This is a genomic window from Mycobacterium sp. 050272 (assembly GCF_039023525.1).
GTDB lineage: Bacteria > Actinomycetota > Actinomycetes > Mycobacteriales > Mycobacteriaceae > Mycobacterium.
The window spans coordinates 50,641-75,486 of record NZ_JBCHKV010000001.1; the positions used below are offsets into that span (position 1 = coordinate 50,641).

Sequence of the window (24,846 nt, forward strand, 5' to 3'; positions counted from 1 at the left end):
AGTCGGAGCGTCGTTCATGCCTGCGTCAGGCTTACGACGATTTGCTTCTTGTCCACCTTGCCCACCGCGGTTTTGGGCAGCGAACGCATGGTTTCCAGCACGTCGGGCTTGGCGTGGACGGAGACGCCACGGCCGTCGAGAAATCCGTTGAGCTCGGCCAGAGTGACCGGTGTGCCCTTGAAAACAACTGCTGCACAGATCTTTTCGCCGAGGTACTGATCCGGCAAGGCGACGGCCGCCGCGTCGGCCACGGCGGGATGGGCATGCAGGTGTTCCTCGAGGTCGGACGCCGACACGGTCTCGCCACCCCGGTGGATCACGTCCTTGATCCGCCCGGTGACTTCGACATATCCCGCCTGTGGGCCGCCGGCGAAGATCCGCACCCGGTCGCCGCTGCGGTAAAAACCATCGGGGCTGAAACAGCGGGCGTTGGCCTCGTCGGCGCGGTAGTAGCCGTTGATCGTGTACGGCCCGCGCACCAGCAGCTCGCCCTCGGCTCCCGGGGCCACCTCGTCGCCGTTCTCATCGACGACCTTCATCTCGTCAGCGGGCGACATGGGCCGGCCTTGCACGTGGTCCACCACATCGGCGGGGTCGCCCGGGCGGGTGAAGTTGAGCATCCCCTCGGCCATCCCGAAGATTTGCTGCATACCCGGCGTCAGGTTCTCCCGAATGAAGCGGGCCTCGTCGGGCAGCAGCCGCGACCCGCCGACCTGGACCACCCGCAGCGAGGTCGGCAGCACGGGCTCCCAATCGCAGGCCTGTGCCCACAGCTTGGCCAGCGCGTTGACCAACCCCGTGACGGTGACCTGGTGGCGGTCGATCAGCGCGAAGGCCGCCTCGGGGCTGGGGTCGTCGGTGAACACTGTTTTGGCGCCGACGGTGATCGCGCCCAACAGACCCGGACAGGCCAACGGGAAGTTGTGCCCGGCCGGCAGCACCACGAGGTAGGCGTCCGCTGCGGTCATCCCGTACGCGGCGGCGCAGGCCGACGCGTTGTAGCGGTAGTCGTCATGGGTCCGGGCGATCAGCTTGGGCAGCCCCGTGGTGCCACCCGAGACCAGCAGCAACGCGGGCAGCCCCGGATCTGGCGCCGGGTTCGCCAGCAGCACGTCGGGGCCAGCGAGGTTCGCGACGTCGGACCAGGCCCGGAAGTCGCCGGGATCACCGTCGACCAGCACCCTGGTCAACCGCGGCCGCTCGCGCACCAGCGCGGCGGCCATCTCGCGGTAGTCGAAGCCACCGACCTTGTCCGTGATGATCATCCCGACCGCGCCGCTGACGTCGGCGAAGTGACTCAGTTCGGCGGTGCGGTGGCCGGGCAGGCACAGCACCGGCACCACACCGGCCCGCAACAACCCGAACAGCGCCAACGCGAACTGGCAGGAGTTGGGCAGTTGCAGCAACACCCGATCGCCAGCGGTGAAGCCGAGCTCGATCAGGCCGCCGGCGATGCGATCGGCCAGGGCGTCGAATTCGGCGAAGGTGTAGCTGACGCGGGCATCCGCGATGCCGCAACGGTCCGGCCAACGCTGCGCGGCTTCGCGCAAAATCGAGTCCAAGGGCAGCCCGGCCCAGTAGCCCGCCCGCCGATAGGAGTCCGCCCGATCGCTCGGGAACGGCACGAATCCCGTTGCGAGGTACACACTTTCGTGTTGTTCGACCTCGGCGTCGGGATGTAATCCGGTGCTCATCGCGGTTGGCAGCCCTTCCGGGGGTTAGTTACCTGAGAGAAGCCTAATATAGGGTAGCCTCCACATAGTTAGGGCAGCCTTCACTAATTGCTGAGAGGTTTCACACAATGGGTCGCGGCGCGACGAGCTCACTAACTGTCCGAGAGCAGGTCGCCGAACTCCTCGGCGTCGCCCCCGACGAAGTGGACCCCGACGCCGACCTCATCGCCTCCGGACTCGACTCGATCCGGATGATGTCGCTGTCCGGCCGGTGGCGCCGGCAGGGCATCGACATCGGTTTCGCCGCCCTGGCCGAGAGCCCGACCGTCTCCGCGTGGACGCGGATGGTCTCGGCGCTGCGCGACAGCGCGCCCAACGACGAGGAGCCGAAAGCCACCGACGACGAGGGGGGCGAAACCTTCCCGCTGGCCCCCCTTCAGCACGCATTGTGGTTGGGCCGCAACGAAGAACAGGCCCTCGGCGGCGTGGCCCCACACCTGTATGTGGAGTTCGACGGCACCGGTGTTGACCCTGACCGGCTGCGTGTCGCCGCGGCCGCGCTGGCCCGCCGTCATCCGATGCTGCGGGTGGAGATCCTGCCCGACGGCACTCAGCGGATCACCGACCGCACGTTGCCGGTCGAGGTGATCGACCTGCGTGGCCTCGACGCGGCCACGGCCGAGCAGCGGCTCGAGGAGATCCGCGACACGAAATCGCACCAGATTCTGCACGGCGTGGTGCTCGAAATCGCGCTGACGCTGATGTCCGGCGGGCGCACCCGGCTGCACGTCGACATGGACATGTCGGCCGCCGACGCCGTCAGCTACCGCAACTTCATGGCCGACCTGGCCGTGTTCTATCGCGGCGGCGAGCTGCCCGAGCTGGGCTACACCTATCGGGAGTACCGGGCCGCGCTGACGGCGGCCAGCCCGGTGTCCGAGGCGGACCGCCAGTGGTGGGCCGAGCGGGTGCCCGACCTGCCAGAACCGCCGTCACCCCCGCTGGTGCCGGCCGCCGAACAGTCCAATCCGCGTCGTAACATCCGGCTCTGGCACTACTTCGACGCCGATATTCGCGAGGCGCTATTGGCCGCGGCGCACCGGCGCGGCATCACCCCGGCGATGGCGATCGCCGCGTCCTACGCCGGGACGCTGGCGCGCTGGTCCACCAACTCCCGATTCCTGCTGAACCTGCCGATGTTCGGCCGCGAGCCGTTCCACCCCGACGTCGACAAACTCGTCGGCGACTTCACCACGTCGCTGATGCTCGACGTCGACCTCACCGACGCGCCGACCGCGGCGGCCCGGGCGCGCGCCCTGCAGGAGTCGCTGCACGCCAGCGCGGCACACTCCAGCTACTCGGGGCTGTCGATCCTGCGCGATCTGACCCGGCACCGCGGTATGCCCACGCTGGCACCCTTCGTCTTCACCAGTGGACTCGGACTCGGCGACCTGTTCGACGGCGAGGTCACCGAACAGTTCGGCACCTGCGTCTGGCACATCTCGCAGGGGCCGCAGGTATTACTGGACTCCCAGGCCACCCCGTTCGACGGCGGGCTGCTGGTCAACTGGGACGTGCGCGCGGATGCGTTTCGGCCGGGCGTCGCCGAGGCGATGTTCGCCTACCACGTCGCCGAGCTGATCCGGCTGGCCGACGACGACGACGCCTGGGAGGCACCCGACCCGCCCGCGCTGCCGCAAGAACAGCGCGCCCTGCGCGCCAAGCTCAACGGTGTGACCACGGTGCCAAGCGCAGAAGCGTTGCACGACGGCTTCTTTCGCCGCGCGGCCGCGCACCCCGATGCGCCCGCGGTGTACAGCAGCCTTGGCGAGCTGACCTACGCGCAGTTGCGCGAGCAAGCCCTTGCCGTCTGTGCGACGTTGCGGGCCCGCGGGGTGGGACGCGGCGACGCCGTCGCGGTAATGGGGCCCAAGACCGCCGAGCAGATCCCGGCGCTGCTGGGCATTCACGCCGCCGGCGGTGTGTACCTGCCGATCGGCGTCGACCAGCCGGCCGATCGCGCCGCGCGCATTCTGGGCGGCGCGGGTGTGCACTCGGCGCTGGTGTGCGGGCCCGCAGGGCTCGACGACCTGCCGGTACCCGCGCTGACGGTGTCGGAGGCCGTCGCGCAGGGCCTGCCTGTCGCCGCCGGCACCCAGCCGGCCGGCACCGATCCGGCCGACGTCGCCTACGTGCTGTTCACCTCGGGCTCCACCGGTGAACCCAAGGGTGTGGAAGTCAGCCACGACGCCGCGATGAACACCGTCGAGTTCATCAACTCCCACTTCGAGATCGGCGCCGGCGATCGGTGCCTGGCGCTGTCCACCCTGGAATGCGACATCTCGGTGCTGGACATCTTCGGCATGCTGCGCGCCGGCGGTTCGATCGTGGTGGTGGACGAGGAGCAGCGGCGCGATCCCGACGCCTGGGCCCGGATGATCGAGCAACACCAGGTCACCGTGCTGCACTGGCTGCCGGGCTGGCTCGAGATGCTGGTCGCGGTGGCCTCGGGACGGATCTCGTCGGTACGCGTGGTGCCCACCGGCGGCGACTGGGTGCGAACCGAGATGGTGCGCGCGCTGCGCGCCCAGGCGCCCCGCGTGCGCGTCGCCGGACTCGGCGGCGCCACCGAGACGGCCATCCACAACACCATCTGCGAGCCCGCGGAGTTGCCGAAGCATTGGGCCGCGGTGCCGTTCGGCCACCCGTTGCCGAACAACCGCTGCCGCGTGGTTGCCGCCGACGGATCCGACTGTCCCGATTGGGTTCCCGGCGAGTTCTGGGTCGGCGGGCGCGGCATCGCCCGCGGCTACCGCGGCCGGCCGGACCTGACCGAAGGCAAGTTCGTCGAGCATGATGGCGAGAACTGGTATCGCACCGGCGATTTGGCACGCTACCTACCGGACGGAACGCTGGAGTTCGTCGGCCGCGCCGACCACCGGGTCAAGATCAGCGGCTACCGGGTCGAACTCGGCGAGGTCGAGGGAGCGCTCAATCGGCTGGAGTCGGTGGACGGTGCCGTCGCCGCGGTGATCCCGGTAGCCGGGCGCGAGCAGCTAGCGGCGCTGGCCCGGGTCACCGATCCCGCGCCGACACCATCAGAGCTCACCGCCGCGGTGGCGGGATTGGTTCCGCCGCACATGGTTCCGGACCTCCTCGTGCTGGTCCCCGAGATCCCCTACACCGTAGGCGGCAAGATCGACCGCAAGGCCGCGGGCGAGCGGCTCGCGCGTTCCGTCCGGGAACGGGCCGCCGACGCGGGGACGGGCCGGCGGGCGGCGTCGACGCCCCTGGAACGGGCGCTGGCCGACATCACCGCCGGCCTGTTGCGGGTCGAGGCGGTGAGCGCCGACGACGACTTCTTCGGCCTCGGCGGGGATTCGGTGCTGGCCACCCAGCTGGTCGCGCGCGTGCGCGCCTGGCTGGACACCCCCACCGTGATGGTTGCCGACATCTTCGCCGCCCGCAGTGTGGCCGCGCTGGCCGCCCTGCTTCAGGGCCGCGAACCGGGCAGCGATCGACTGACCCAGGTGGCCGAGGTCTACCTCGAGGTGGCCGAGATGGAACAGCACGACGTGGCCGCCGCGCTGGACTCGACAGCGTCCTGACAACCGGCAATTTCGTCGGATTTCCTGGCTGACCTGCTGCTTTTGCGGCGGGAATTTTGGTGCCCGCTCCCCCTTGCCGGATCTGTATACATTTGACTACACTCTGGGTTAGTCAACTGACTACACCCGAAGTTTCAGGCAAGGACGACAGACATGACAAACCAGATAACCGTCACCAAGCTGGGCAGCCGGATCGGTGCCCGGGTCGACGGGGTGCACCTCGGCGGCGACCTCGATCCGGCCGCCGTCGAGGAGATCCGCCGGGCGCTGCTGACCCACAAGGTCATCTTCTTCCGCGGTCAGCACCACCTCGATGACCAGCAGCAGCTGGCATTCGGTGGACTGCTGGGCACGCCCGTCGGCCATCCGGCCGCCGGTGCGCTCGCGGCCGAAGGCGCGCCGGTCGTCACCCCGATCAACTCCGACTACGGCAAGGCCAACCGCTGGCACACCGACGTGACGTTCGCGGCGAATTACCCGGCGGCCTCGATCCTGCGGGCGATCACCCTGCCCCGCTACGGCGGATCGACGCTATGGGCCTCGACGGTCGCGGCCTACGACGACCTGCCCGAGCCGTTGAAGTGCCTCGTCGAAAATCTGTGGGCGCTGCACAGCAACCGCTACGACTACGTGACCGCCGAAGCGGTCCTGTCGATGAGCGACGCGCAGCGGGCGTTCCGGCAGGCGTTCGAGAAGCAGGAGTTCCAGACCAAACACCCGGTGGTGCGGGTGCATCCGGAGACCGGTGAGCGCGCGCTGATCGCGGGCAACTTCGTGCGCAACTTCGTCGGACTGGACAGTCACGAGTCCAGCGCGTTGCTGGAACTGCTGCAAAAGCGAATCACTAAGCCCGAGAACACTATTCGCTGGCACTGGGAGACGGGTGACGTCGCCATCTGGGACAACCGCGCGACCCAGCACCGGGCGATCGACGACTACGACGACCAGAAGCGGCTGATGCACCGGGTCACCCTGATGGGCGACGTGCCGGTCAACGTGCACGGCGAGCGCAGCATGGTGGTCAAGGGCGCGCCGCTCGAGGTGATCGCGAGCTAACCGGCCGACTTCACCGGGTCGATCGGCAGCCAGCGCAGCGCGCCGGGCGCATCGGCCGGCACCACCGGGTGGTTCGGCGGAATCGGATCCAGCCGCCGGTAGTCGTCGCCCTGTAGCGGCCGCTGGTCGACCTCACCCTTGTTGGGCCACAGCGACGCGGCGCGCTCGGCTTGTGCGGTGATCGACAGCGACGGATTCACACCGAGATTCGCCGAGATCGCCGCGCCGTCCACCACCAGCAGCGACGGGTAGCCGTAGACGCGGTGATAAGGATCGATGACGCCGCGCTCGGGGCTGTCGCCGATCACCGCGCCGCCCAGGAAGTGCGCGGTCAACGGCATGTTGAACAGCTCGCCCCAGGTGCCACCGGCAACGCCGTCGATCTTCTCGGCGATGCGGCGGGTCACCTCGTTGCCCACCGGGATCCACGACGGGTTCGGCTCGCCGTGCCCCTGCTTGCTGGAATACCAGCGGATGCCCAACTTGCCGCGTTTGGTGAACGTGGTGATCGAGTTGTCCAGGTGCTGCATCACCAGCGCGATCATCGTGCGCTCGCTCCACTGCCGGGGATTAAGCAGCCGCAGCATCTTTCGCGGGTCCTCACCGCCGGCGTCGAGCAGTTGGCGCCACCGCGGCACGTCGGTGCCCTGCGGGCCGGGGCCGTCGGTCATCAGGGTTTGCAGCAGCCCCATCGCATTGGAACCCTTGCCGTAGCGGCAGGGTTCGATGTGGGTATCCGACGTCGGGTGGATCGACGACGTGATCGCCACCCCGTGCGTCAGGTCCAGATCCGGACTGACCTCCAGCCGTCCGGCGCCGACGATCGACTCCGAGTTGGTCCGGGTCAGCACTCCCAAACGCTTGGAGAGACGCGGCAATCGGCCCTTGTCACGCATCTTGAACAGCAGATGCTGGGTGCCCCAGGTGCCCGCGGCCAGGATCAGGTGGCTCGCGGTATAGGTGCGCCGGTCTCGGCGCAGCCAGCTTCCGGTGCGCACGGTGCGAACCTCCCACAGCCCGTCCGAGCGCTGCTCGAAACCCTTCACCGTCGTCATCGGAATGACTTGCGCCCCAGCGGATTCCGCGAGACCTAGGTAGTTCTTCAACAAGGTGTTCTTGGCGCCATAGCGACACCCTGTCATGCAGCAGCCGCATTCCAGGCAGCCGGTGCGCTCCGGGCCCGCCCCGCCGAAGAACGGGTCGGGCACCTTGCGCCCGGGCGCCTTGGTGCCGTCGGGACCGAAGAACACTCCGACCGGGGTGGGCACGAAAGTGTCGCCGCAGCCCATCTCGTCGGCGACCTCCTTCATGATGCGATCGGCGTCGGTGAACGTCGGGTTCGTGACGACGCCCAGCATGCGTTTCGCCTGCTCGTAGTGGGGCATCAGCTCGCTGCGCCAGTCGGTGATGTGCTTCCACTGCTGGTCGTTGAAGAACGGATCCGGCGGCACGTACAGCGTGTTGGCGTAGTTCAGCGAGCCGCCGCCCACCCCGGCGCCGGCCAGGATCAGCACGTTTTTGAGCGGGTGAATGCGCTGAATGCCGTAGCAACCGAGCCGGGGCGCCCACAGGAACTTGCGCAGGTCCCACGACGTCTTGGCGAACTCGTCGTCGGCGTAGCGCCGCCCGGCCTCCAAAACGCCGACGCGGTAACCCTTTTCGGTCAGCCGCAGCGCGCTGACACTGCCGCCGAACCCCGAACCAATGATCAGGACGTCAAAATCTGGCTTCATCCCCACCAGTATGAACTTACCGGCCAGTAACGAGCCAGTGTTTCCCAGTCGTCACTCTGGCGTGACGCTCGGCGGTGACGGCCACGCTGGCGTGACGCTCGGCGCCGAAGAGCTAAATGCCGACGTTCAGGCCGACCTTCTGGAATTCCTTGAGGTCGCAGTAGCCGGCTTTGGCCATCGACCGGCGCAGCCCGCCCACCAGGTTCAGGCTGCCGAACGGGTCGTCGGACGGTCCGTTGAGCACCTGCTCCAGCGGCGGGCGCTCACCGACGGCGATCTGCAGCAGCGCCCCGCGCGGCAACGACGGGTGCGCCGCCGCGGCCGGCCAGAACCAGCCATCGCCTTGCGCCTCGTCGCTTTCGGCCAGCGGAGTGCCCAGCATCACCGCGTCGGCGCCGCAGGCGATGGCCTTGGCCAGCTCGCCGGAGGTGTGGATGTCGCCGTCGGCCAGCACGTGCACATAACGACCGCCGGTCTCGTCGAGATACTCGCGGCGCGCGGCCGCGGCGTCGGCGATCGCGGTGGCCATCGGCACGCTGATGCCCAGCACCTCGTCGCTGGTGGTCACGCCCCGGGTGGAGCCGTAGCCGACGATGACGCCGGCGGCGCCGGTGCGCATCAGGTGCAGCGCGGTGCGATGGTCGAGCACACCGCCGACGACCACCGGCACGTCGAGTTCGGAGATGAAGCTCTTCAGGTTGAGCGGCTCTCCGTTGGCGGCAACCCGCTCGGCCGAGACGATGGTGCCCTGGATGACCAGCAGGTCGATGCCGGCCTGCAGCAGAACCGGGGTCAGCGACTGGGCGTTCTGCGGGCTGATCCGGACCGCGGTGGTCACGCCGGCCTCACGGATGCGGGCCACCGCGGCGCCCAGTAGGTCCGGGTTCAGCGGCGCCGCGTGCAGCTCCTGCAGCAGCCGGATCGACGCCGACGGTTCGGGCTCCTTTTCGGCGGCCTCCACCAGCTGCGCGATCTTGGCCTGCACGTCGGCGTGCCGGCCGATCAGGCCCTCACCGTTGAGCACGCCCAGCCCGCCGAGCCGGCCCAGCTCGATCGCGAACTCGGGCGACACCAGCGCATCGGTCGGGTGGGCCACGACGGGGATCTCGAACCGGTAGGCGTCCAGCTGCCAGGCCGTCGACACGTCCTGCGACGAGCGGGTGCGCCGCGACGGGACGATGCTGACTTCGCTGAGTTCGTAGGTGCGACGGGCCACTCTGCCCATGCCGATCTCGACCATGTTCAGTTCGCTGCTCACCGGGCGTAGTAGTTCGGTGCTTCGACGGTCATCGTGACGTCGTGCGGGTGGCTTTCCTTGAGTCCGGCGGAGGTGATCCGGACGAACTGCGCCTGTTGTAGCACCTCGATGGTCGGCGAGCCGGTGTAGCCCATCGCCGCGCGCAGACCGCCGGTCAGCTGGTGGATCACCGACGACAGCGGGCCGCGGAACGGCACCCGGCCCTCGATGCCCTCGGGCACCAGCTTGTCCTCGGAGAGCGCGTCGTCGGCGAAGTAGCGGTCCTTGGAGTAGGACTTGGCGCCGCTGCGGCCCGCCATGGCGCCGAGTGACCCCATGCCGCGGTAGCTCTTGAACTGCTTGCCGTTGACGAAGATCAGCTCGCCGGGCGCCTCGGCGGTGCCGGCCAGCAGCGAGCCCAGCATGGCCGTTGACGCGCCGGCGGCCAGCGCCTTGGCGATGTCACCGGAGTACTGCAGGCCGCCGTCGGCGATGACCGGCACACCGTGCGGTCCGCAGGCCGCGACGGCTTCCAGGATCGCCGTGATTTGAGGTGCCCCGACCCCGGCGACCACCCGGGTGGTACAGATCGAGCCCGGTCCCACCCCGACCTTGACGGCGTCGGCGCCGGCCTCGACCAGCGCCAGGGCGGCCGAGCGGGTCGCGACGTTGCCGCCGATGATCTCGACCTTCTCGCCGACCTCGGCCTTGAGTTTGCCGACCATCTCCAGCACGGTGCGGTTGTGCGCGTGCGCGGTGTCCACGATCAGCACGTCGGCCCCGGCGTCGACCAGCATCATCGCGCGGACCCAGGCGTCACCGCCGACGCCGACGGCGGCGCCCACCAGTAACCTGCCGTCGCTGTCCTTGGTGGCCAGCGGGTGTTGTTCGGTCTTGACGAAGTCCTTGACGGTGATCAGCCCGGTCAACCGGCCATGGCCGTCGACGATCGGCAGTTTCTCGATCTTGTTGCGGCGCAACAGACCCAGCGCCGCGTCCGCGCTAACGCCCTCGCGGGCGGTGATCAGCGGCGCCTTGGTCATCACCTCGGAGACCGGGCGGGTCTGGTCGACCTCGAAGCGCATGTCGCGGTTGGTGATGATGCCGACCAGCGCGCCGGAGTCGTCGACGACGGGCAAGCCGGAGATGCGGAACCGGGCGCACAACGCGTCGACCTGGGCCAGGGTGTTGTCCGGGCGGCAGGTCACCGGGTCGGTGACCATGCCGGCCTCCGACCGCTTGACCATTTCGACCTGGCCGGCCTGTTCGGCGACCGGCAGGTTGCGGTGCAGCACGCCCATGCCGCCGGCCCGGGCCATCGCGATGGCCATCCGCGACTCGGTGACGGTGTCCATCGCGGAGCTGACCAGCGGCACCCGCAGCCGGATCTTTTTCGTTAGCTGGCTGGAGGTGTCGGCGGTGGACGGAACCACATCGGAAGCGGCGGGCAGCAGCAACACATCGTCATAGGTCAGACCCAGCATCGCCACCTTGTTGGGGTTGTCTCCCCCGGTCGGCACCCCTTCGTCGGCCAGCCCGCCGACCCGCAGGTAGGGACTTGCGACCAGGTCGGAGCTGTCTTCGAGGTGGGACGTGCCACGGGACATCGGTGAAACCCTCCATACGCGCGAGGAGCGAGAATCCCATCCTATCGGTCCCGAACGTCGGGGAGTCGCACCTGTTGGCGCGCCGCCCGGCCCAATCGACGCGCACCTGCCTGCTGGCGTTACCACGGCCTGGCTGCGTAGGCTAGGGGCGTGCGTGACCACCTCCCCCCGGGTTTGCCACCCGACCCTTTCGCGGACGACCCATGTGACCCGTCGGCGGCGCTGGACGCCGTCGAACCTGGACAACCGCTGGATCAACAAGAGCGGATGGCGGTAGAGGCGGACCTGGCCGATCTGGCCGTGTACGAAGCCCTGTTGGCGCACAGGGGAATTCGTGGACTCGTGGTGTGTTGCGACGAGTGTCAGCAAGACCACTACCACGACTGGGACATGCTGCGCGCCAACCTGCTGCAGCTGCTGATCGACGGGACCGTCCGCCCGCACGAGCCTGCTTACGACCCCGAACCGGACGCCTACGTCACGTGGGATTACTGCCGGGGGTACGCCGACGCCTCGCTCAACGAAGCGACGTCAGACGCCGACGGATTTCACCGCCGCCACTAAGCGATGGGGCCGCCCGATTAGGGCGATTTACGGGGCGCCGAAGGAGTTGCGCTCGGGTTGATCGCCTTCGGGGACAGCGGAGCGGGCAGCACCACGGAGTTCGGCGCCGGGGCGGCCGGCGGGAGCGTCGCGTTCGGATCGCGGGAATCGACTTTCGCGTTCAGCAGATCGATCTCGTCCAACAATTCCTTGCGCCCGGCACTGTCGTTCATCGACGCAACGGTGCTGCTGACTTCGGCCAGCTGATTCTCGGCCTGGGTCCACTGCCCCTTGTCGATCAGTTGCTGCACCTTCGCCAGATCGGCCTTGGCGGACAACATGATCTGGTTCTGGTTGCTCCGCGGCTCGTCGAAGAACATCGAGTGCAGGCCGTAGAGCGTTCCACCGGGACGCGCCTCGACCACCATGGCACCGAAACCGCTCAGCGCGATCAACGTCGCCGCCACCGTGCCGATCGTCGCCAGGCCGCGCCGGCTGCGTCGCTGCTCGATTATTCCGGCGCGCAGCGCCGCGACGGCCTCCTCCGGCGACACCAGGGCGCTGGCCGGTGGCCACCGCAGGTCGTCGCGCCAATCCCCCAGCAGCGCGGTGAGCGCGTCCTCGTTGGGATCGTCGACATCGATCGGCGCACGTTCGGCGAGAGCGTCGAGGAGCAGATCGCTCCGGGTCAACTCGTCGAGTCCCGGTCGGTCCGTAAAACCAGATTCAGGCATAGTCCCCCGCCGCAACCATCTCGGATTTGAGCCGCGACAAAGCTCGGTGCTGAGCTACCCGGACGGCTCCTGGTGTTGCACCCACGGCGGCAGCGGTCTCTTCTGCAGACAGACCGACGACGACGCGAAGAATCAGAATCTCGCGCTGCTTGGCGGGCAGGATCTCGAGTAATTCGTTCATGCGGCTGACCGAATCGGCTTCGAGGGCCCGCTGCTCGGGGCCCGCCTCGGACGACCAGCGCTCGGGAACGGATTCGGAAGGGTAGGCGAGATCGCGGCCGGCGGCGCGATGGGCGTCGGCCACCTTGTGCGCCGCGATGCCGTACAGAAAGGCCAGAAAGGGACGTCCTCGGTCGCGGTAGCGCGGCAGGGCTGTCAGAGTCGCCAAGCACACCTCCTGAGCCACATCGTCGGCTGTCAGGCCACCCCGTTCGACGGTGCCGACTCGCGCCCTGCAATATCGCACCACTATCGGACGGATGGTCTCCAGCACCTCCCGTAGGGCGTTTCCATCTCCCGCTACGGCTTCGGCAACCACAGCGTCGAGACGTTCCGCTTGAATTGTCATCGACGGCGGTATCTCCAACGTTACAAACGAGGCACATCGCGGGCTAACTCTCGCAATGACAATAACGGCCGAAAGCCGATTCAGCCCGAAGGCCACGTTCCACCGGCGCGCCGCACCTGGCCTGCGCAGATATCCCTAATTTCGGCCAATTTCGGCCCGGAAATCGTGACGCTTTGGATATCGAACAGCAAGCAAGCCGAGGCCCAACGCAGCGGTATCAGGCCCAGACGGCCGGTGGCGTCCAGCGCGGCGTCGGCCACGGCACGGGCGCGGTCGATCTCGCCGGCACTACATAGGGCGGCGGCGAGCACCACGTCGCTTTTGACCCGGTGCCGGTCCGAGGGTCGCTTCATGGCGTGTGCGAGCGCGACGGCATGCTCGGCATGGCCGACCGCGACGGCGCCGTCGCCCGTGGCCATCGCCAGCTCGGCGGCCACCCAGTGCCGCCGCACCGGCAGCCGGTCCGGCACGCCCGCGGCCACTGCCGCGTCCGCGCGCTCCAGGAGTGTCGCCGCGGCAGCGAAACGGCCGACACCCAAAGCATCGGCCGCCAATCCGATCAACGCGTCGGCGCGGGCTTCGGGATCGGTGCCGGCCAGCGCGAGCGCACGACCATCCCAGCCCCGGGCCCGCGCGTGCCAACCGAGTTGGCGCAGAAACGATCCCTGCGTGCTGTGGGCCAGCGAGACCAGCGGGCCGGCCGGCATCTCGCGCCGCAGTACTGCCAGATCCCGGTCGGCGCTGCCGTAGCGGCCCTGCCCGCCGGCCGCCACGGCCCGCAGCCAGAGTTCGCTCGGGGTCCTCGCCGTCGGCAGCGGCCAGCGGGCCGGCTGGTCGCCGAAGGCGGCCGCCGCCAGCGTCCGCGCAATCATCGACGTGTGACCAGTTTCAATCACGGTGATAGTAGTAAACAGTTCGTGCTGCTGGTGTTACTGAAATGTTAATCACGATCATCTCTGTAATAAATGGCGTCTAACCGCCCTCGGGCTCTGAGCTGGGAAATCTCGGTTTGGTCAAGTCCCTGGTAGCACCGTTCTCCTACGCCAAATGCGTGGCGGATGAACGCGGAGTTAATTCTGCTCCAACCTCTATATACTTTGTCACACTAAGCGCCTATTGACGTAAATTCACTGGCCCACCTAAGTTCTAGCAATGACGGGTAGTCATCGGTGACGCCACCCTTAAATCAGTTGCACACTCACTTTGCGAACCAAACCTCACTTGGGCGTGCCGTGCAGAGAGGGAACTAGCCATGCCACAGCCGGAGCAGCTACCTGGGCCCAACGCAGACATTTGGAGCTGGCAGCTGCAAGGACTGTGCCGCGGCGTCGACTCCTCGATGTTCTTTCACCCCGACGGCGAGCGTGGCCGTGCCCGCATGCTGCGTGAGCAGCGTGCCAAGGAAATGTGCCGGCAGTGCCCGGTGATCCAGCAGTGCCGCTCGCACGCACTCGACGTCGGTGAGCCGTACGGGGTTTGGGGCGGCCTGTCCGAATCCGAGCGCGACATGCTGCTCAAGGGCGATATCGGCCGCAACCGCGGCATTCGCCGCTCGGCCTGATCACGGGGTGGCGCGCGGCCGCATCGAACCCACCGCGACGTACGCGAGTGAGAGAACCAGCACGGCGAATTTGATCAGCGCCGCGGTGCGCGCGCGTCGCGCATTGTCCGCGACGCGGTGGCCGCGCAGCACGTTGAGCAGCGAGACGCCCTCGACCGCGTCGGCGGCGACGGCGACACCCACAAGGGCGGGCAGGCCGGCCGGGTGGCCACACCGTCGGCGGGTGCGTTCTACCAGCAGGGCCAGCAGGTTGCCGTAGGTCGCCATGTAGCCGAAATCCAGCCAGGTGGATATCCGTGCGGCACGCTGGCCGCCGTCGCCCCAGCGGGCCATGATGGCCTCGGCCCGAGAAGCGTTGCCGGCCAACTCAAATGGGATGATCCCAGGACCGCCGGTTGCGCGCATGCGCCGTTCCAGCACCAGCATCACCGCGGTATAGCCGGTGAAGGCGAGGGCCGATGCCCCGATCCCCTGGGTAAGTGTGCGCCTGCTCATCAAGGTTCACCTTCGTTTCGGCACCGGCCGAGGCGGGTAGTTCCGGCCTATGATCAAGCGCGTATCCTTCGCTGTCGCGGCGCTGACCGCAACCATTGCTCCGCTGGCCGCATGCGCGAATCAGCAGGGCAACCAGGCCGCCACGTCGTCGTCCAGCGCGCCGCCTGGCGCGGAAAGGTTGACCACGCAGCTGAAGAGCGCCGACGGAACCCAGGTCGGAACCGCAACCATCGATTTCGCGAACGGCTACGCAACGGTGACGGTAGAGGTCGGCCCTAACCAGGTGCTGACTCCGGGTTTCCACGCGCTGATGGTCCACGCGGCCGGCAAATGTGATGCGCCGGACTTCGAATCCGCGGGAAGCGTCTACCAGGCGTCGGATCACACGGGTTTTCCCGCCAGTGGTGACCTGACCGCACTGCAGGTGCGCTCTGATGGCTCGGCGAAGCTCGTGACGACCACCAACTTGCTGACGGCCGCGGACCTGCGCAACAGCTCGGGTACGTCCCTGATCGTCCACCAGAGCGCGGACAACCTGAGCAGTGCCCCCACCGGTGAGGCGAACAAGCGCGTGGCCTGCGGTGTGATTGCCGCGGCGTCGGCGTCGTCCACCTCGCCCAGCACGACGACTAGCAGCGTGACGACGGTGACCACCACGGCCGTGCTGCCCCCGCCGTCGGTCAGCACGAGCACCGTCACGGTCACTCCGAGTCTGACCACCACCTACCTGCCGACCACGACGCCGACCACGTCACCCGGCCTGCCGCCCGGCGCGCACTGAGGTCGGCGTAATTAACCCTGGCCGATCTGCGGCATGATCGCGGCCATATCGGCTAGGTCCCACACCTCGGCGAACTTGCCGTCTTCGACGAGATAAAGAGTGAACTGCGACAGGCGCACCCGGCGGCCGGTGGGCTGCACGCCCTCAAAGACGCCGCGATGGGTGCCCGTGACGGTGAAGTGGGTCGAGATGTAGTGGTCGTCGACGACGAGATGCCGCAGGTCCCAATGCCAATCGGGAAACGCGAAAACTATCGGCGCGAATTGCGCCGCAACGGCGGCGGGATCCATCGGGGCGTCGTTGACCTGGATGGTCGGGGTATAGAACGACGCCATGCCATCGAAATCGTGCTCGTTACAGCACTTCAGGTAGGCGAGGTACAGGGATCGGTATTCTTCGAGCCGACTCACGTTGCCGCCCTTGCGTTCTCAACGAGCCCGCAACACGGCACGCTGCCGCTGTCCACCGTGGATGTCAACCTGGCTCGACCAGGCTGCGACTATCGGTCGGCATCGAATATGGTCACGCATCGACCAGTGGCCGCAGCGCCTCGCCGACCTGGGTGATGACGCCGGGCGTGTAGCCGTGGGTCGGAAGGTTGACGATCACGCCGTCGACGCCCACGTCGAGCACCCGGCGTTTGATTTGATCGGCTACCTGGTCGGCAGTGCCGATGACCGCCCGGCCACCGCGCGCCTCGCCGATATCGGCGGGCGCATCGTCGAGCACGACCGTCAACAGGGTGCTGGTCTCCAGAGTCGCCGGGTCGCGGTCGATCTCGGCGCAGCGCTGCCGGAGTACCTCCAGTTTGCCGGGGAGCGCATCGATGTCGGCGATCAGGTTGAGGTGGTCGGCGTAGCGGGCTGCCAACCGGAACGTCTTCTTCTCACCGCTGCCGCCGAGCATGACCGGGATGTGGTCGCGATAGCGGGGCTCGTTGATCGCGCTCTCGGTGTGATACCACTTCCCGTCGAATGTCGGTCGCTCACCGTGCAGCATCGGCACGATGATCTGCAGCGCTTCGTCGAGCTTTTCGAAGCGCTCGGTGAATGTGCCGAAGTCGAATCCCAGCTGCTGGTGTTCCAGTTCGAACCAGCCCGCCCCGATACCCAGTATCGCGCGTCCCGCGCTGACGACGTCCAGGGTCGTGATCGCCTTGGCCAGCAGGGTCGGGTTGCGATAGGTATTGCCGGTTACCAGCGTCGAGAGCTGCACCCGCTCGGTGGCCGTGGCCAGCGCTCCCAGCGCGGTGTAGGCCTCCAGCATGGGTTCGTCGGGCTCCCCCAACCCCGGCAGCTGATAGAAGTGGTCCATCAGCAGGACCGTGTCGAATCCGGCGGCCTCGGCCTCGGCGGCCTGCGCCTTGACCGCGGGAAACAACTCGGCGACGGACGTGCCATAGGAAAAGCTCGGGATCTGCAATCCAAGTCTGATAGTCACGCCCTACTACAACCGCGCCCGCCAGCCGCCGCATTCCGGATTGGGCAGATTTCTTAGGCGCGGCGCAGCACCAGCAGCTCGCCGGTGAGCTTCCCTTCGGCCAGCAGGTCACCGATGGCCGAACTCTGGCGTTCGGCCAGCTGCCAGACCTCGGTGTGCCCATGCCGCTCGGCAAGCGCCCTCTCGACGGCGTCGACACGCCGATTCCACTCCTCGGGTATCGCGGGCAGACCCGAGGTTGCGGTCCACTGCTCAACGCGCAAACCGGACCTTTCTACCAGGCCGAGTAGGCTGTCGGATGTCGGAAAGTGGTTGCTATCAAGCTGATTGGCAGCCCCCTCGTCGCGGGCCACGAAGACGAGCAATCCGATACTTGCACCCGGACGCACAATCCGCCGCAGTTGCTCGAGCATCCTGAGTTGATCCGACGTCGTGCACAACACCCCCAAAGACCAAGCGGCGTCGAATGTTTCGTTCGGCCACGGCAACGCGGCCCCATCAGCACACACCACCGGATGGTCGAACAGCGTTGCGGCCGCACGACACGCACCGAGTTCTGGCTCCGCGAGCACCGGCCGTACCGAACGCGATTGCGCCGCATAGGCGGCGGGTCCCCCGACGCCCGCGCCGGAGTCCAATAAGCGCGCGCCGGGCTGCAATCCCATCTGCTCGATCAGCCAGTCCAAAGCGGCCGGGCTGCCGCTGCCCCGGCATCCCGCGGGCACGTAGTACTGCGGGCCGAGGTCCACCGCAACTTGCGCCGTCCACTGGGCCACCGTGTCGAACTCGGCCTCCATCGCCTCGGTCACGACGCCTCCGCGCGGATCAGACGGCCCACCTCGGCTTTGATTTCCGCGCCCACCCGGCCACCGGACGCCGAAGCCAATCCGGAGACGTTGACGCCCACCACACCGTCGATCGAGAGCAACGCGCGCGCCTCGGCGACCGCGGCCGCGATCCCCGCGGCCACCGGGTCCGCCGCACCGAGCACCTGCTCGGTGACGTTTTCGTCGAGTTCAAGTCCGGGCAGGCCCTGCAGCACCGCCGCGGAAACGCTGTCGGTGAACACCGCGACGGCCGCGATCACCGGGATCGACAAGCCGGCCGATATGGCAGCCGTCATGAACTCGGCGATCATCTCCGGGTACGGGACGTGATTGAGCACGGCCAGACTCGCTCCCGCGCGCTGCTTCTCCACCAACCGATCGGGCCGGGCGGAAACGGGCGGCGCGGTGGGCGTTTCGGGCACCGCCGCAATCGTGCCCACCGATGCAGCCAGCGAGACCAACCGCGGCCCGTCGAGGTCGAAGGTCTGCGTGACGTCCGGGCGCACGTCGTAGCCACGTCCGTCTCCGGTCACGCACAGCACCGTATCGACGCCGATGCTGTGCAGCCCCCTGAGTTCCTGCTCGAGCACCACCCGGTTGCGGTCCCGGCACGACAGCGTGATCCATGGCGTGACGCCGGCATCGACCAGCAGCGAGCCCATCAGCGTGGGCGGGAAATCCGGCTTGTTCTGGTGCTCGCCGACCAGGACGGCGTCACATCCGGGCGCGAGGACAGCGGCCGTCGCCGCAATGTCGTTGCGGTCGAACGGGGTAGCGCTGAAGTCGGTGAGCACCAACGGCGCGCGAACCGGTCGCGTTGCCGGCACAATCCCCGACCAAGGCACGACGTCGACGAATACGCAAGCACCAGAGCGCATTTCGCACTGGCCGTCCGGCCGCACGCCGCCGCACGGCCCGAACTCCATGCGTTTCGGACAGACTGATTCCGTCAATGTCACCGCAGCTGTATACCCCGCTGCGGACACCGGCAAGCGTCAAGTTGTGTGCACGTCGGGAGTGCGGACATGCTCGGGGCGCAAACCGCGGCCGACAAGAATCGGCGGAAGCGCTTGCAGCGGGCCCCATCCGATGATCTTCGGGATCTGGATCGGCGATAGGTCACCGCTCAAATTGGGTGCGACTGCCCGGTCCTGCACGAACACCTGGGCCGCCTGGACGATCCGAGTGGGCAGCTCGCGGCGCCGCTGCACCTTGGCCAGGTCGGCGTCGGTCAGCCGGCCTTCGCGCAGCGGAGCACACAGAATGTTGGCCGCGGCCACCGCGTCGGCTACCGCAAGGTTGATGCCGACCCCACCGGCCGGCGACATCGCATGCGCGGCATCGCCGATGCACAGCAGCCCGGTGCGCCACCACGTGTCGAGCCGGTCTACCCGCACGTCGAGCTCACTAGTGTCGTCCCACGAGGTCAGATCGTTGACGTGCTCGCGCAGCCGCGGTTGCGCGGTGACGATCTTTTCCTTGAACTCCTCCAGCGATCCACCCCGCGGGCTGGCTCCCTTCGGCATCAGATAGGCGACCTGCCAGTAGTCGCCCCGGTAGATCATGGCCATCATCAGGCCCTTGCGCACTACCCCGAACAGTTCTCGCGGATCGCCGGGACGCCACTTCAGGCGGAACCACAGCACGTCCATCGGGGAGTGCGCCTGCGCGGTCCGCAGCCCCGCTGCGGCGCGCACCGCGGACTTGCGCCCGTCGGCGGCTACCACCAACTCCGCCCGCACTTCCAGATCCGGCGTGCGCACACCGATCACGCGATTGCCGTCGAAGATCAGATCGGCGACCTCCGCGTTGCGGACCAAGGTGAATTCCGGATAGGCAGAAGCCTTTTCAGCAAGAAAGTCGAGAAAGTCCCACTGCGGGATCATGGCGATGTAAGGCTGTTTGAATCCGAGCCGTTTGAGCACCTTGAAGTTGCCCAACGTGCGAATCGAGCCACCGGTGTCGAAGGCGAGACGGTCGATCTTGGTGTGTGGCAGCTTCAAGAACTCGTCGATGAACCCCAGCTCGTCCATGATCCGCAGGGTGCTCGGGTGCACAGTGTCGCCCCGGAAGTCGCGCAGGAAATCGTTGTGCTTTTCCAAGACCACCACCGGGATGCCGGCGCGGGCGAGCAGCAGGGCGTGCACCATGCCGGCGGGCCCGCCCCCGGCGACACATACCTGGGTCTGCATAACTTGTGTCATGGTGTGCTCCTGGCGAAGTTTTGGAATAGAATTGCAGACTACATCAAGTAATGTATCACGGAGGCGGCATGGCGCGACCGGTGGAAACATCCGACGTGGTGGCGGCCGCGCTACGCGCCGCCGAAAAGCTCGGCAAGGATGTGGCCGACGTTCCCGTCGCGATGATCGCCGCGGAGGCGGGGATATCCCGCAGCACCCTGTTGCGGCGCTTCGACGGATCCCGCGCCGCCCTGAACGACGCGGTCCGAGCGGCCGGAGTCGATCCCGGCGGCTTACCTCCGGTTCGCGCCCGGGCGGTGGCCGCCGCCGCGGCATTGATCAGTGAATCCGGCCTTGCCGCAGCAACATTGGAAGCCGTCGCTGCCCGCGCCGATTGCTCGGTTTACAGCCTGCACGCGGTTTTCGGCGGACGCGACGAGTTGATGCGATCGGTCTTCGAACGGCACAGCCCGATCTTGGACATCGAGGAATACCTGGCGCGTCCCGGCGATGACTTGCTCGAAACGGTGCGTGGCTTCTACCGAACGGTGTCGAACGCGTTGAGCCGCCAACCCCGCGTCGCCCCGGCGATTTTCGCCGAAGCCTTTGCACGGCCCACCAGTCCGGCCGTGCAATCCCTGGCCGCTTACGAGCCCCCGCGCCTACTCGCCGTTCTCGGCGGCTGGTTCGCGGGCGAGATCCGTGCCGGGCATATCCGCGACCTGCCCCTGCCGCTGCTGGCCCAACAACTGCTGGGCCCCATCATGATTCACATGCTCACCCGGCCGGTGCTGACGAATGTCACCGGGTGGTCGATGCCCGAGGTCGACACGGTCTGCGACATATTCGCAGAGAACTTCGTGCGGGCCGTCGCGCCCGACTAAGGCCCATACTGTTGGGCATGCAGACGGTGTTGTTCACGCTTGGGTTGGTCCTGTTTCTGCTCGGCCTGCTCACTGGATTTGTCGTCCCGAACCTCAAGAACCCGCGCATGGCGCTGTCGAGTCACCTCGAGGCCGTCCTCAACGGCATGTTCCTCGTCCTGCTCGGCCTACTCTGGCCACACATCCACTTGCCTAACGCGTGGGCGGTCGCGGCCGTCGTACTGATCGTCTATTCCGCATACGCGAACTGGATCGCATCGCTGCTTGCGGCGGTCTGGGGAGCGGGCCGCAAATTCGCGCCGATTGCGACGGGCAACCACAAGGCCTCAGCTTCCAAGGAAGCAATCGTCAGCTTTTTGTTGGTATCCCTGTCGGTCGCAATTGTGGCCGGCGTGGGCATCATCATCGCCGGCCTCTGACGAGATCGGCGACGGAAGGAGGAATTCGATGCTTGGGAAGCGCACCGGCATATTCGCCCTCGCGTCGTCGACCGTCGTCGGCGTTACCTCGGCTCACGCCGCCCCGCTGCCCGCCGTTTGCTCCTCGGCCACCACCGCCGACGGCGTGTGCACCGTCAGGCTGATCTCGTTGAGCGCGAACAACATTGACGGGACGATCACCGGGATTCCGGTCGGGGCCGTGGCTCCGATTACTCTCGCGGGAGAGCTGGACGCGTACCTTCGCTCGGACGGCTTCGGGAACGCGCCGCCAGACCCGGTCCACCGCTGGGATGTGGCGATCGACCGCGCGAGCAACACCACTGCGTCCGGTCCGGATTGGTATGGGCAAGCCAAGTCCAGAGCCTTCCTGCCAAGGGAACTCAACGAACTGGCCACCCAGTTTCCACCCGGCACCACGGTGGTGCGATTCGCGGCCGACGACACCAATCCCGGCGAGTTTCGGCTGGTGTCAATCCAGCCGGTGCACCAGTAGCCGACCAGGCAGCGACTACGCCCGGTAAGTACCGTCAGCTGTGCGCGAAATCAGCGAGCTTGGCGTCGACGGCCGCATGATCGGGTCCCGCGTATGTCTTCGGATCGCCCTTGTTGACCCATACCAGGAACGGGCAGCTGGCCGCGGGACCGTCGACCGTTCCCAGTTGTGCGATCTGCTTGCCCGTGCGCGCCTCGCGGAGTTCGATGTCGTACTGCACGGCGTAGTAATCGACGGTCACGTGTTCACCCTTGTCGGTCTTGAGGTTGCAGGTAAGTGACTTCACCTCGGTTCCGGGCTTGCGGTTAAGGCAGGCAACAACATTCGTCGACAGGAAGTCGTTGGGATTCGCCCGGTAATCGGCACGGGAGTCGAGCGTCACTTCGCGCCAGTGGGTGTTTGTCAGTTCCCGCATCGGGTTCGGCTCGTCGTCTGGCGCGAATGCGGCGATCTTGTACGGCTTGCCGTAGCCCGCGGCGTTGCGGATCGACCCACCATCGCACACCGCATCGAAGTCGGTAATGGAGGCGGCCTTCCGGCTTTCGCCGCGCCCGTCGCGGGCAATGTCGCGGACCACGAAAAACCCGATTATCGCCGCCGGTACCAGCAGGACGATCGCGGCGAGTGAAAGCACAACGACCAGTGCACGATTGGTCTTACGCGGCGCCGGCGCCGGTGGGTAGGGCGGCGGCGGATACGGCGACGGCCATTGCTGCTGGATGTGCGGCGGTTGCGGCGGTGGCCATTGCGGCGGTGGCCATTGCTGCGGATAGTTCACCCTCGTGCCCCCCACGTCATCGGTGCGGCCAGCCTAGCAATCGGCGCGGTCGCAGTAAGACCGTCGAAGACGAAGCACCCCCGGCCGAATGGACCGGGGGTGCTGCGCACAAACTCACTCAGTGATGGTGGTGACCGTGACCGTGGCCGTGGTCGTCCTCCTCGTTAGCCGGCTTCTCGACGACCGCCGTCTCGGTGGTCAGCACCATGCGGGCAACCGACGCCGCATTCAGCACTGCCGAGCGGGTGACCTTGACGGGGTCGATGACGCCCTGCTTGATCAGGTCGCCGTACTCCAGCGTCGCGGCGTTCAGTCCGTGCCCGGCGGGCAACTCGCTGACCTTGTGCACCGCGACCGCGCCGTCCAGCCCGGCGTTGGCCGCGATCCAGTACAGCGGCGCGGTGAGGGCCTCGGCGAACACACCGACACCTGACGCCTCGTCGCCGGACAACGACTCGCGCAGCTTGTCCAGCGACTTGCCGGCCTGAATCAGCGCGGAACCACCGCCGGCGACGATGCCCTCCTCGACGGCCGCCTTGGCGGCCGCGACGGCGTCCTCGACGCTTTCCTTGCGCTCCTTGAGCGCGGTCTCGGTGGCGGCCCCGACCTTGATGACGGCTACGCCGCCGGCCAGCTTCGCCACGCGCTCCTGCAGCTTCTCGCGATCCCATTCCGAATCGCTCGCCTCGATCTCGGCGCGCAGCTGCTTGACCCGCTTTTCCACCGCGTCCTTGGAGCCACCGCCGTCGACGATGATGGTGTCGTCTTTGCTGACCACCACGCGCCGGGCGGAGCCCAGCACCTCGGTGCCCACCTCACGCAGCACCAGACCGGCGTCGGGGTTGACCACCTGGCCGCCCGTTACGATCGCCAGATCCTCCAGGAAGGCCTTGCGGCGGTCGCCGAAGAACGGCGACTTGACCGCAACAGCCTTGAGCGTCTTGCGGATCGAGTTGACGACCAGCGTCGCCAATGCCTCGCCCTCGACGTCCTCGGCGACGATCAGCAGCGGCTTGCCCGATTCGGCGATCTTCTCCAGCATCGGCAGCAGGTCCGGCAACGAGCTGATCTTCTCCTGGTGCAGCAGGATCAGCGGGTCTTCGAGCACGGCCTCCTGCGAGTCGAAGTCGTTGACGAAGTAGGCCGACAGGAAACCCTTGTCGAAGCCGACGCCCTCGGTGAATTCGAGCTCGGTGTTCAGCGTCGACGATTCCTCAACGCTGACGACGCCATCGGCGCCGACCTTGTTCATGCCCTCGCCGACCAGCGTGCCGATCTGCTCGTCGCGCGAGGAGACCGTCGCGATCTGCGCGATACCCTCTCGCCCGGCAACGGGGGTGGCCGCGGCCAGCAGCGCCTCGGACACCGCGTCGGCGGCCTTGCTGATGCCCGCGCCCAGCGCGATCGGGTTGGCACCGGCGGCGACCAACCGCAGACCGCCCTTGACCAGCGCCTGTGCCAGCACGGTGGCGGTGGTGGTGCCGTCGCCGGCGACGTCGTTGGTCTTGGTGGCCACCGACTTCACCAGCTGGGCGCCCAAGTTCTCGAACGGGTCTTCCAGGTCGATCTCACGCGCGACGGTCACGCCGTCGTTGGTGATCACCGGCCCGCCGAATGCCTTGGCCAGCACCACATGCCGGCCGCGGGGACCCAGCGTGACACGCACCGCGTCAGCGAGCTTGTTCACGCCCGCCTCCATCGCGCGACGCGCGGTCTCGTCGTACTCAATCAGCTTGCTCATCAGGCTCCTTCACGCCCGCTACGAACGCATGCCGCCCCGGAAATCACCTGTGCTTGCGCACAGGGATCGCCGGGGCGGAACACGGTTCTTACTTGGATACGACAGCCAGCACGTCGCGTGCCGACAGGATCAGGTACTCCTCGCCGCCGTACTTGATCTCGGTGCCGCCGTACTTGCTGTAGATGACGGTGTCACCCTCGGAGACGTCAAGCGGGATCCGCTTGTCGCCGTCCTCGTCCCAGCGGCCGGGGCCGACTGCGACGACGGTGCCTTCTTGCGGCTTCTCCTTGGCGGTGTCAGGAATGACCAGACCGGACGCGGTCGTGGTCTCGGCCTCGTTGGCCTGCACGAGGATCTTGTCCTCGAGTGGCTTGATCTTCACCTTCGCCACGATTGGAGCCCTCCACTATTTGGATCGGGTCCGGGACTCGCGCCCGGACTGGAGTTGGCGGCCGGCCCTGGGC

The 24,846-nt window shown here is 67.4% G+C and carries 24 protein-coding genes; 8 read left to right on the forward strand and 16 right to left on the reverse strand.

From position 1 onward, the window contains the following. Positions 1–14 precede the first annotated feature (14 nt). The gene (locus AAHS21_RS00205) at positions 15–1,694 is read right to left on the reverse strand and encodes an AMP-binding protein (protein ID WP_342925751.1); all 1,680 of its coding nucleotides are present in this window, start codon (positions 1,692–1,694) and stop codon (positions 15–17) included. 107 nt (positions 1,695–1,801) lie between these two features. Between AAHS21_RS00205 and AAHS21_RS00210 the strand changes: the two genes are divergently transcribed. Next, the gene (locus tag AAHS21_RS00210; RefSeq protein WP_342925752.1) at positions 1,802–5,281 is read left to right on the forward strand and encodes an amino acid adenylation domain-containing protein; all 3,480 of its coding nucleotides are present in this window, start codon (positions 1,802–1,804) and stop codon (positions 5,279–5,281) included. 153 nt (positions 5,282–5,434) lie between these two features. Beyond that, positions 5,435–6,337, forward strand: a complete 903-nt coding sequence (locus AAHS21_RS00215) for a TauD/TfdA family dioxygenase (RefSeq protein ID WP_342925753.1) — start codon at positions 5,435–5,437, stop codon at positions 6,335–6,337. On the opposite strand, the gene AAHS21_RS00220 is transcribed toward AAHS21_RS00215, so the two are convergent. From AAHS21_RS00220 to guaB, 3 genes are all read right to left on the reverse strand, one after another. After that, positions 6,334–8,070 (reverse strand): GMC family oxidoreductase, encoded by a 1,737-nt coding sequence (locus AAHS21_RS00220; RefSeq protein ID WP_342925754.1) that lies wholly within the window; start codon positions 8,068–8,070, stop codon positions 6,334–6,336. The two genes, AAHS21_RS00215 and AAHS21_RS00220, sit on opposite strands and share 4 nt — an antisense overlap. A 112-nt stretch (positions 8,071–8,182) precedes the next feature. Then, positions 8,183–9,310 carry a GuaB3 family IMP dehydrogenase-related protein gene (locus tag AAHS21_RS00225; protein ID WP_342926517.1) on the reverse strand — a complete coding sequence of 376 codons (1,128 nt, stop codon included), beginning with the start codon at positions 9,308–9,310 and terminating at the stop codon, positions 8,183–8,185. A gap of 14 nt (positions 9,311–9,324) precedes the next feature. Then, on the reverse strand, positions 9,325–10,914 hold the full coding sequence (gene guaB, locus AAHS21_RS00230) for an IMP dehydrogenase (protein WP_342925755.1): 1,590 nt from the start codon (positions 10,912–10,914) through the stop codon (positions 9,325–9,327). Positions 10,915–11,064: 150 nt separating this feature from the next. On the opposite strand from guaB, the gene AAHS21_RS00235 reads away from it, so the two are divergent. Next, positions 11,065–11,478 (forward strand): DUF5319 domain-containing protein, encoded by a 414-nt coding sequence (locus AAHS21_RS00235; protein WP_096284976.1) that lies wholly within the window; start codon positions 11,065–11,067, stop codon positions 11,476–11,478. Positions 11,479–11,495: 17 nt separating this feature from the next. Here AAHS21_RS00235 and AAHS21_RS00240 read toward each other — a convergent pair whose 3' ends face one another. The 3 genes from AAHS21_RS00240 to AAHS21_RS00250 form a co-directional block, all read right to left on the reverse strand. Then, entirely contained in the window at positions 11,496–12,191 is a 696-nt protein-coding gene (locus tag AAHS21_RS00240; protein WP_342925756.1) for an anti-sigma-D factor RsdA, read from the reverse strand. Next, positions 12,184–12,759, reverse strand: a complete 576-nt coding sequence (locus tag AAHS21_RS00245; RefSeq protein ID WP_207768468.1) for a sigma-70 family RNA polymerase sigma factor — start codon at positions 12,757–12,759, stop codon at positions 12,184–12,186. The genes AAHS21_RS00240 and AAHS21_RS00245 overlap by 8 nt, the downstream gene beginning before the upstream one ends. A gap of 80 nt (positions 12,760–12,839) precedes the next feature. Then, complete coding sequence (locus AAHS21_RS00250; protein ID WP_342925757.1) at positions 12,840–13,655, reverse strand: hypothetical protein; 816 nt, start codon at positions 13,653–13,655, stop codon at positions 12,840–12,842. 356 nt (positions 13,656–14,011) lie between these two features. Between AAHS21_RS00250 and AAHS21_RS00255 the strand changes: the two genes are divergently transcribed. Further along, positions 14,012–14,320 (forward strand): WhiB family transcriptional regulator, encoded by a 309-nt coding sequence (locus AAHS21_RS00255; RefSeq protein ID WP_342925758.1) that lies wholly within the window; start codon positions 14,012–14,014, stop codon positions 14,318–14,320. Here the strand turns inward: AAHS21_RS00255 and AAHS21_RS00260 are convergent, their stop codons facing one another. Then, positions 14,321–14,815 (reverse strand): hypothetical protein, encoded by a 495-nt coding sequence (locus tag AAHS21_RS00260; protein WP_342925759.1) that lies wholly within the window; start codon positions 14,813–14,815, stop codon positions 14,321–14,323. It abuts the gene before it with no gap. Positions 14,816–14,864: 49 nt separating this feature from the next. On the opposite strand from AAHS21_RS00260, the gene AAHS21_RS00265 reads away from it, so the two are divergent. Next, on the forward strand, positions 14,865–15,596 hold the full coding sequence (locus AAHS21_RS00265; protein ID WP_342925760.1) for a superoxide dismutase family protein: 732 nt from the start codon (positions 14,865–14,867) through the stop codon (positions 15,594–15,596). Between the two features lie 11 nt (positions 15,597–15,607). On the opposite strand, the gene AAHS21_RS00270 is transcribed toward AAHS21_RS00265, so the two are convergent. From AAHS21_RS00270 to AAHS21_RS00290, 5 genes are all read right to left on the reverse strand, one after another. Beyond that, positions 15,608–16,006 carry an ester cyclase gene (locus tag AAHS21_RS00270; RefSeq protein WP_342925761.1) on the reverse strand — a complete coding sequence of 133 codons (399 nt, stop codon included), beginning with the start codon at positions 16,004–16,006 and terminating at the stop codon, positions 15,608–15,610. Between the two features lie 112 nt (positions 16,007–16,118). After that, a complete protein-coding gene (locus AAHS21_RS00275) occupies positions 16,119–17,036 on the reverse strand; it encodes an LLM class F420-dependent oxidoreductase (RefSeq protein ID WP_342925762.1) in 918 nt (305 codons plus the stop codon). 53 nt (positions 17,037–17,089) lie between these two features. Next, a complete protein-coding gene (locus AAHS21_RS00280) occupies positions 17,090–17,845 on the reverse strand; it encodes a methyltransferase domain-containing protein (protein ID WP_342925763.1) in 756 nt (251 codons plus the stop codon). Next, a complete protein-coding gene (locus AAHS21_RS00285; RefSeq protein WP_342925764.1) occupies positions 17,842–18,822 on the reverse strand; it encodes a methylenetetrahydrofolate reductase C-terminal domain-containing protein in 981 nt (326 codons plus the stop codon). The genes AAHS21_RS00280 and AAHS21_RS00285 overlap by 4 nt, the downstream gene beginning before the upstream one ends. Before the next feature lie 36 nt (positions 18,823–18,858). Next, the gene (locus AAHS21_RS00290) at positions 18,859–20,067 is read right to left on the reverse strand and encodes an FAD-dependent oxidoreductase (protein ID WP_342925765.1); all 1,209 of its coding nucleotides are present in this window, start codon (positions 20,065–20,067) and stop codon (positions 18,859–18,861) included. A 68-nt stretch (positions 20,068–20,135) separates the two neighbouring features. Here AAHS21_RS00290 and AAHS21_RS00295 point away from each other — a divergent pair, with 68 nt between their 5' ends. From AAHS21_RS00295 to AAHS21_RS00305, 3 genes are read left to right on the forward strand one after another with little or no spacing between them, the layout of a single operon-like run. Beyond that, complete coding sequence (locus AAHS21_RS00295; protein ID WP_342925766.1) at positions 20,136–20,930, forward strand: TetR family transcriptional regulator; 795 nt, start codon at positions 20,136–20,138, stop codon at positions 20,928–20,930. 17 nt (positions 20,931–20,947) lie between these two features. After that, complete coding sequence (locus AAHS21_RS00300) at positions 20,948–21,349, forward strand: hydrogenase (RefSeq protein ID WP_342925767.1); 402 nt, start codon at positions 20,948–20,950, stop codon at positions 21,347–21,349. A gap of 28 nt (positions 21,350–21,377) precedes the next feature. Further along, on the forward strand, positions 21,378–21,863 hold the full coding sequence (locus AAHS21_RS00305; protein ID WP_342925768.1) for a hypothetical protein: 486 nt from the start codon (positions 21,378–21,380) through the stop codon (positions 21,861–21,863). Positions 21,864–21,897: 34 nt separating this feature from the next. Here AAHS21_RS00305 and AAHS21_RS00310 read toward each other — a convergent pair whose 3' ends face one another. From AAHS21_RS00310 to groES, 3 genes are all read right to left on the reverse strand, one after another. Beyond that, positions 21,898–22,641 carry a hypothetical protein gene (locus AAHS21_RS00310; protein ID WP_342925769.1) on the reverse strand — a complete coding sequence of 248 codons (744 nt, stop codon included), beginning with the start codon at positions 22,639–22,641 and terminating at the stop codon, positions 21,898–21,900. 118 nt (positions 22,642–22,759) lie between these two features. Continuing rightward, complete coding sequence (gene groL, locus AAHS21_RS00315; protein WP_342925770.1) at positions 22,760–24,382, reverse strand: chaperonin GroEL; 1,623 nt, start codon at positions 24,380–24,382, stop codon at positions 22,760–22,762. An 88-nt stretch (positions 24,383–24,470) separates the two neighbouring features. Then, complete coding sequence (gene groES / locus AAHS21_RS00320; protein ID WP_090600574.1) at positions 24,471–24,773, reverse strand: co-chaperone GroES; 303 nt, start codon at positions 24,771–24,773, stop codon at positions 24,471–24,473. Positions 24,774–24,846 lie beyond the last annotated feature (73 nt).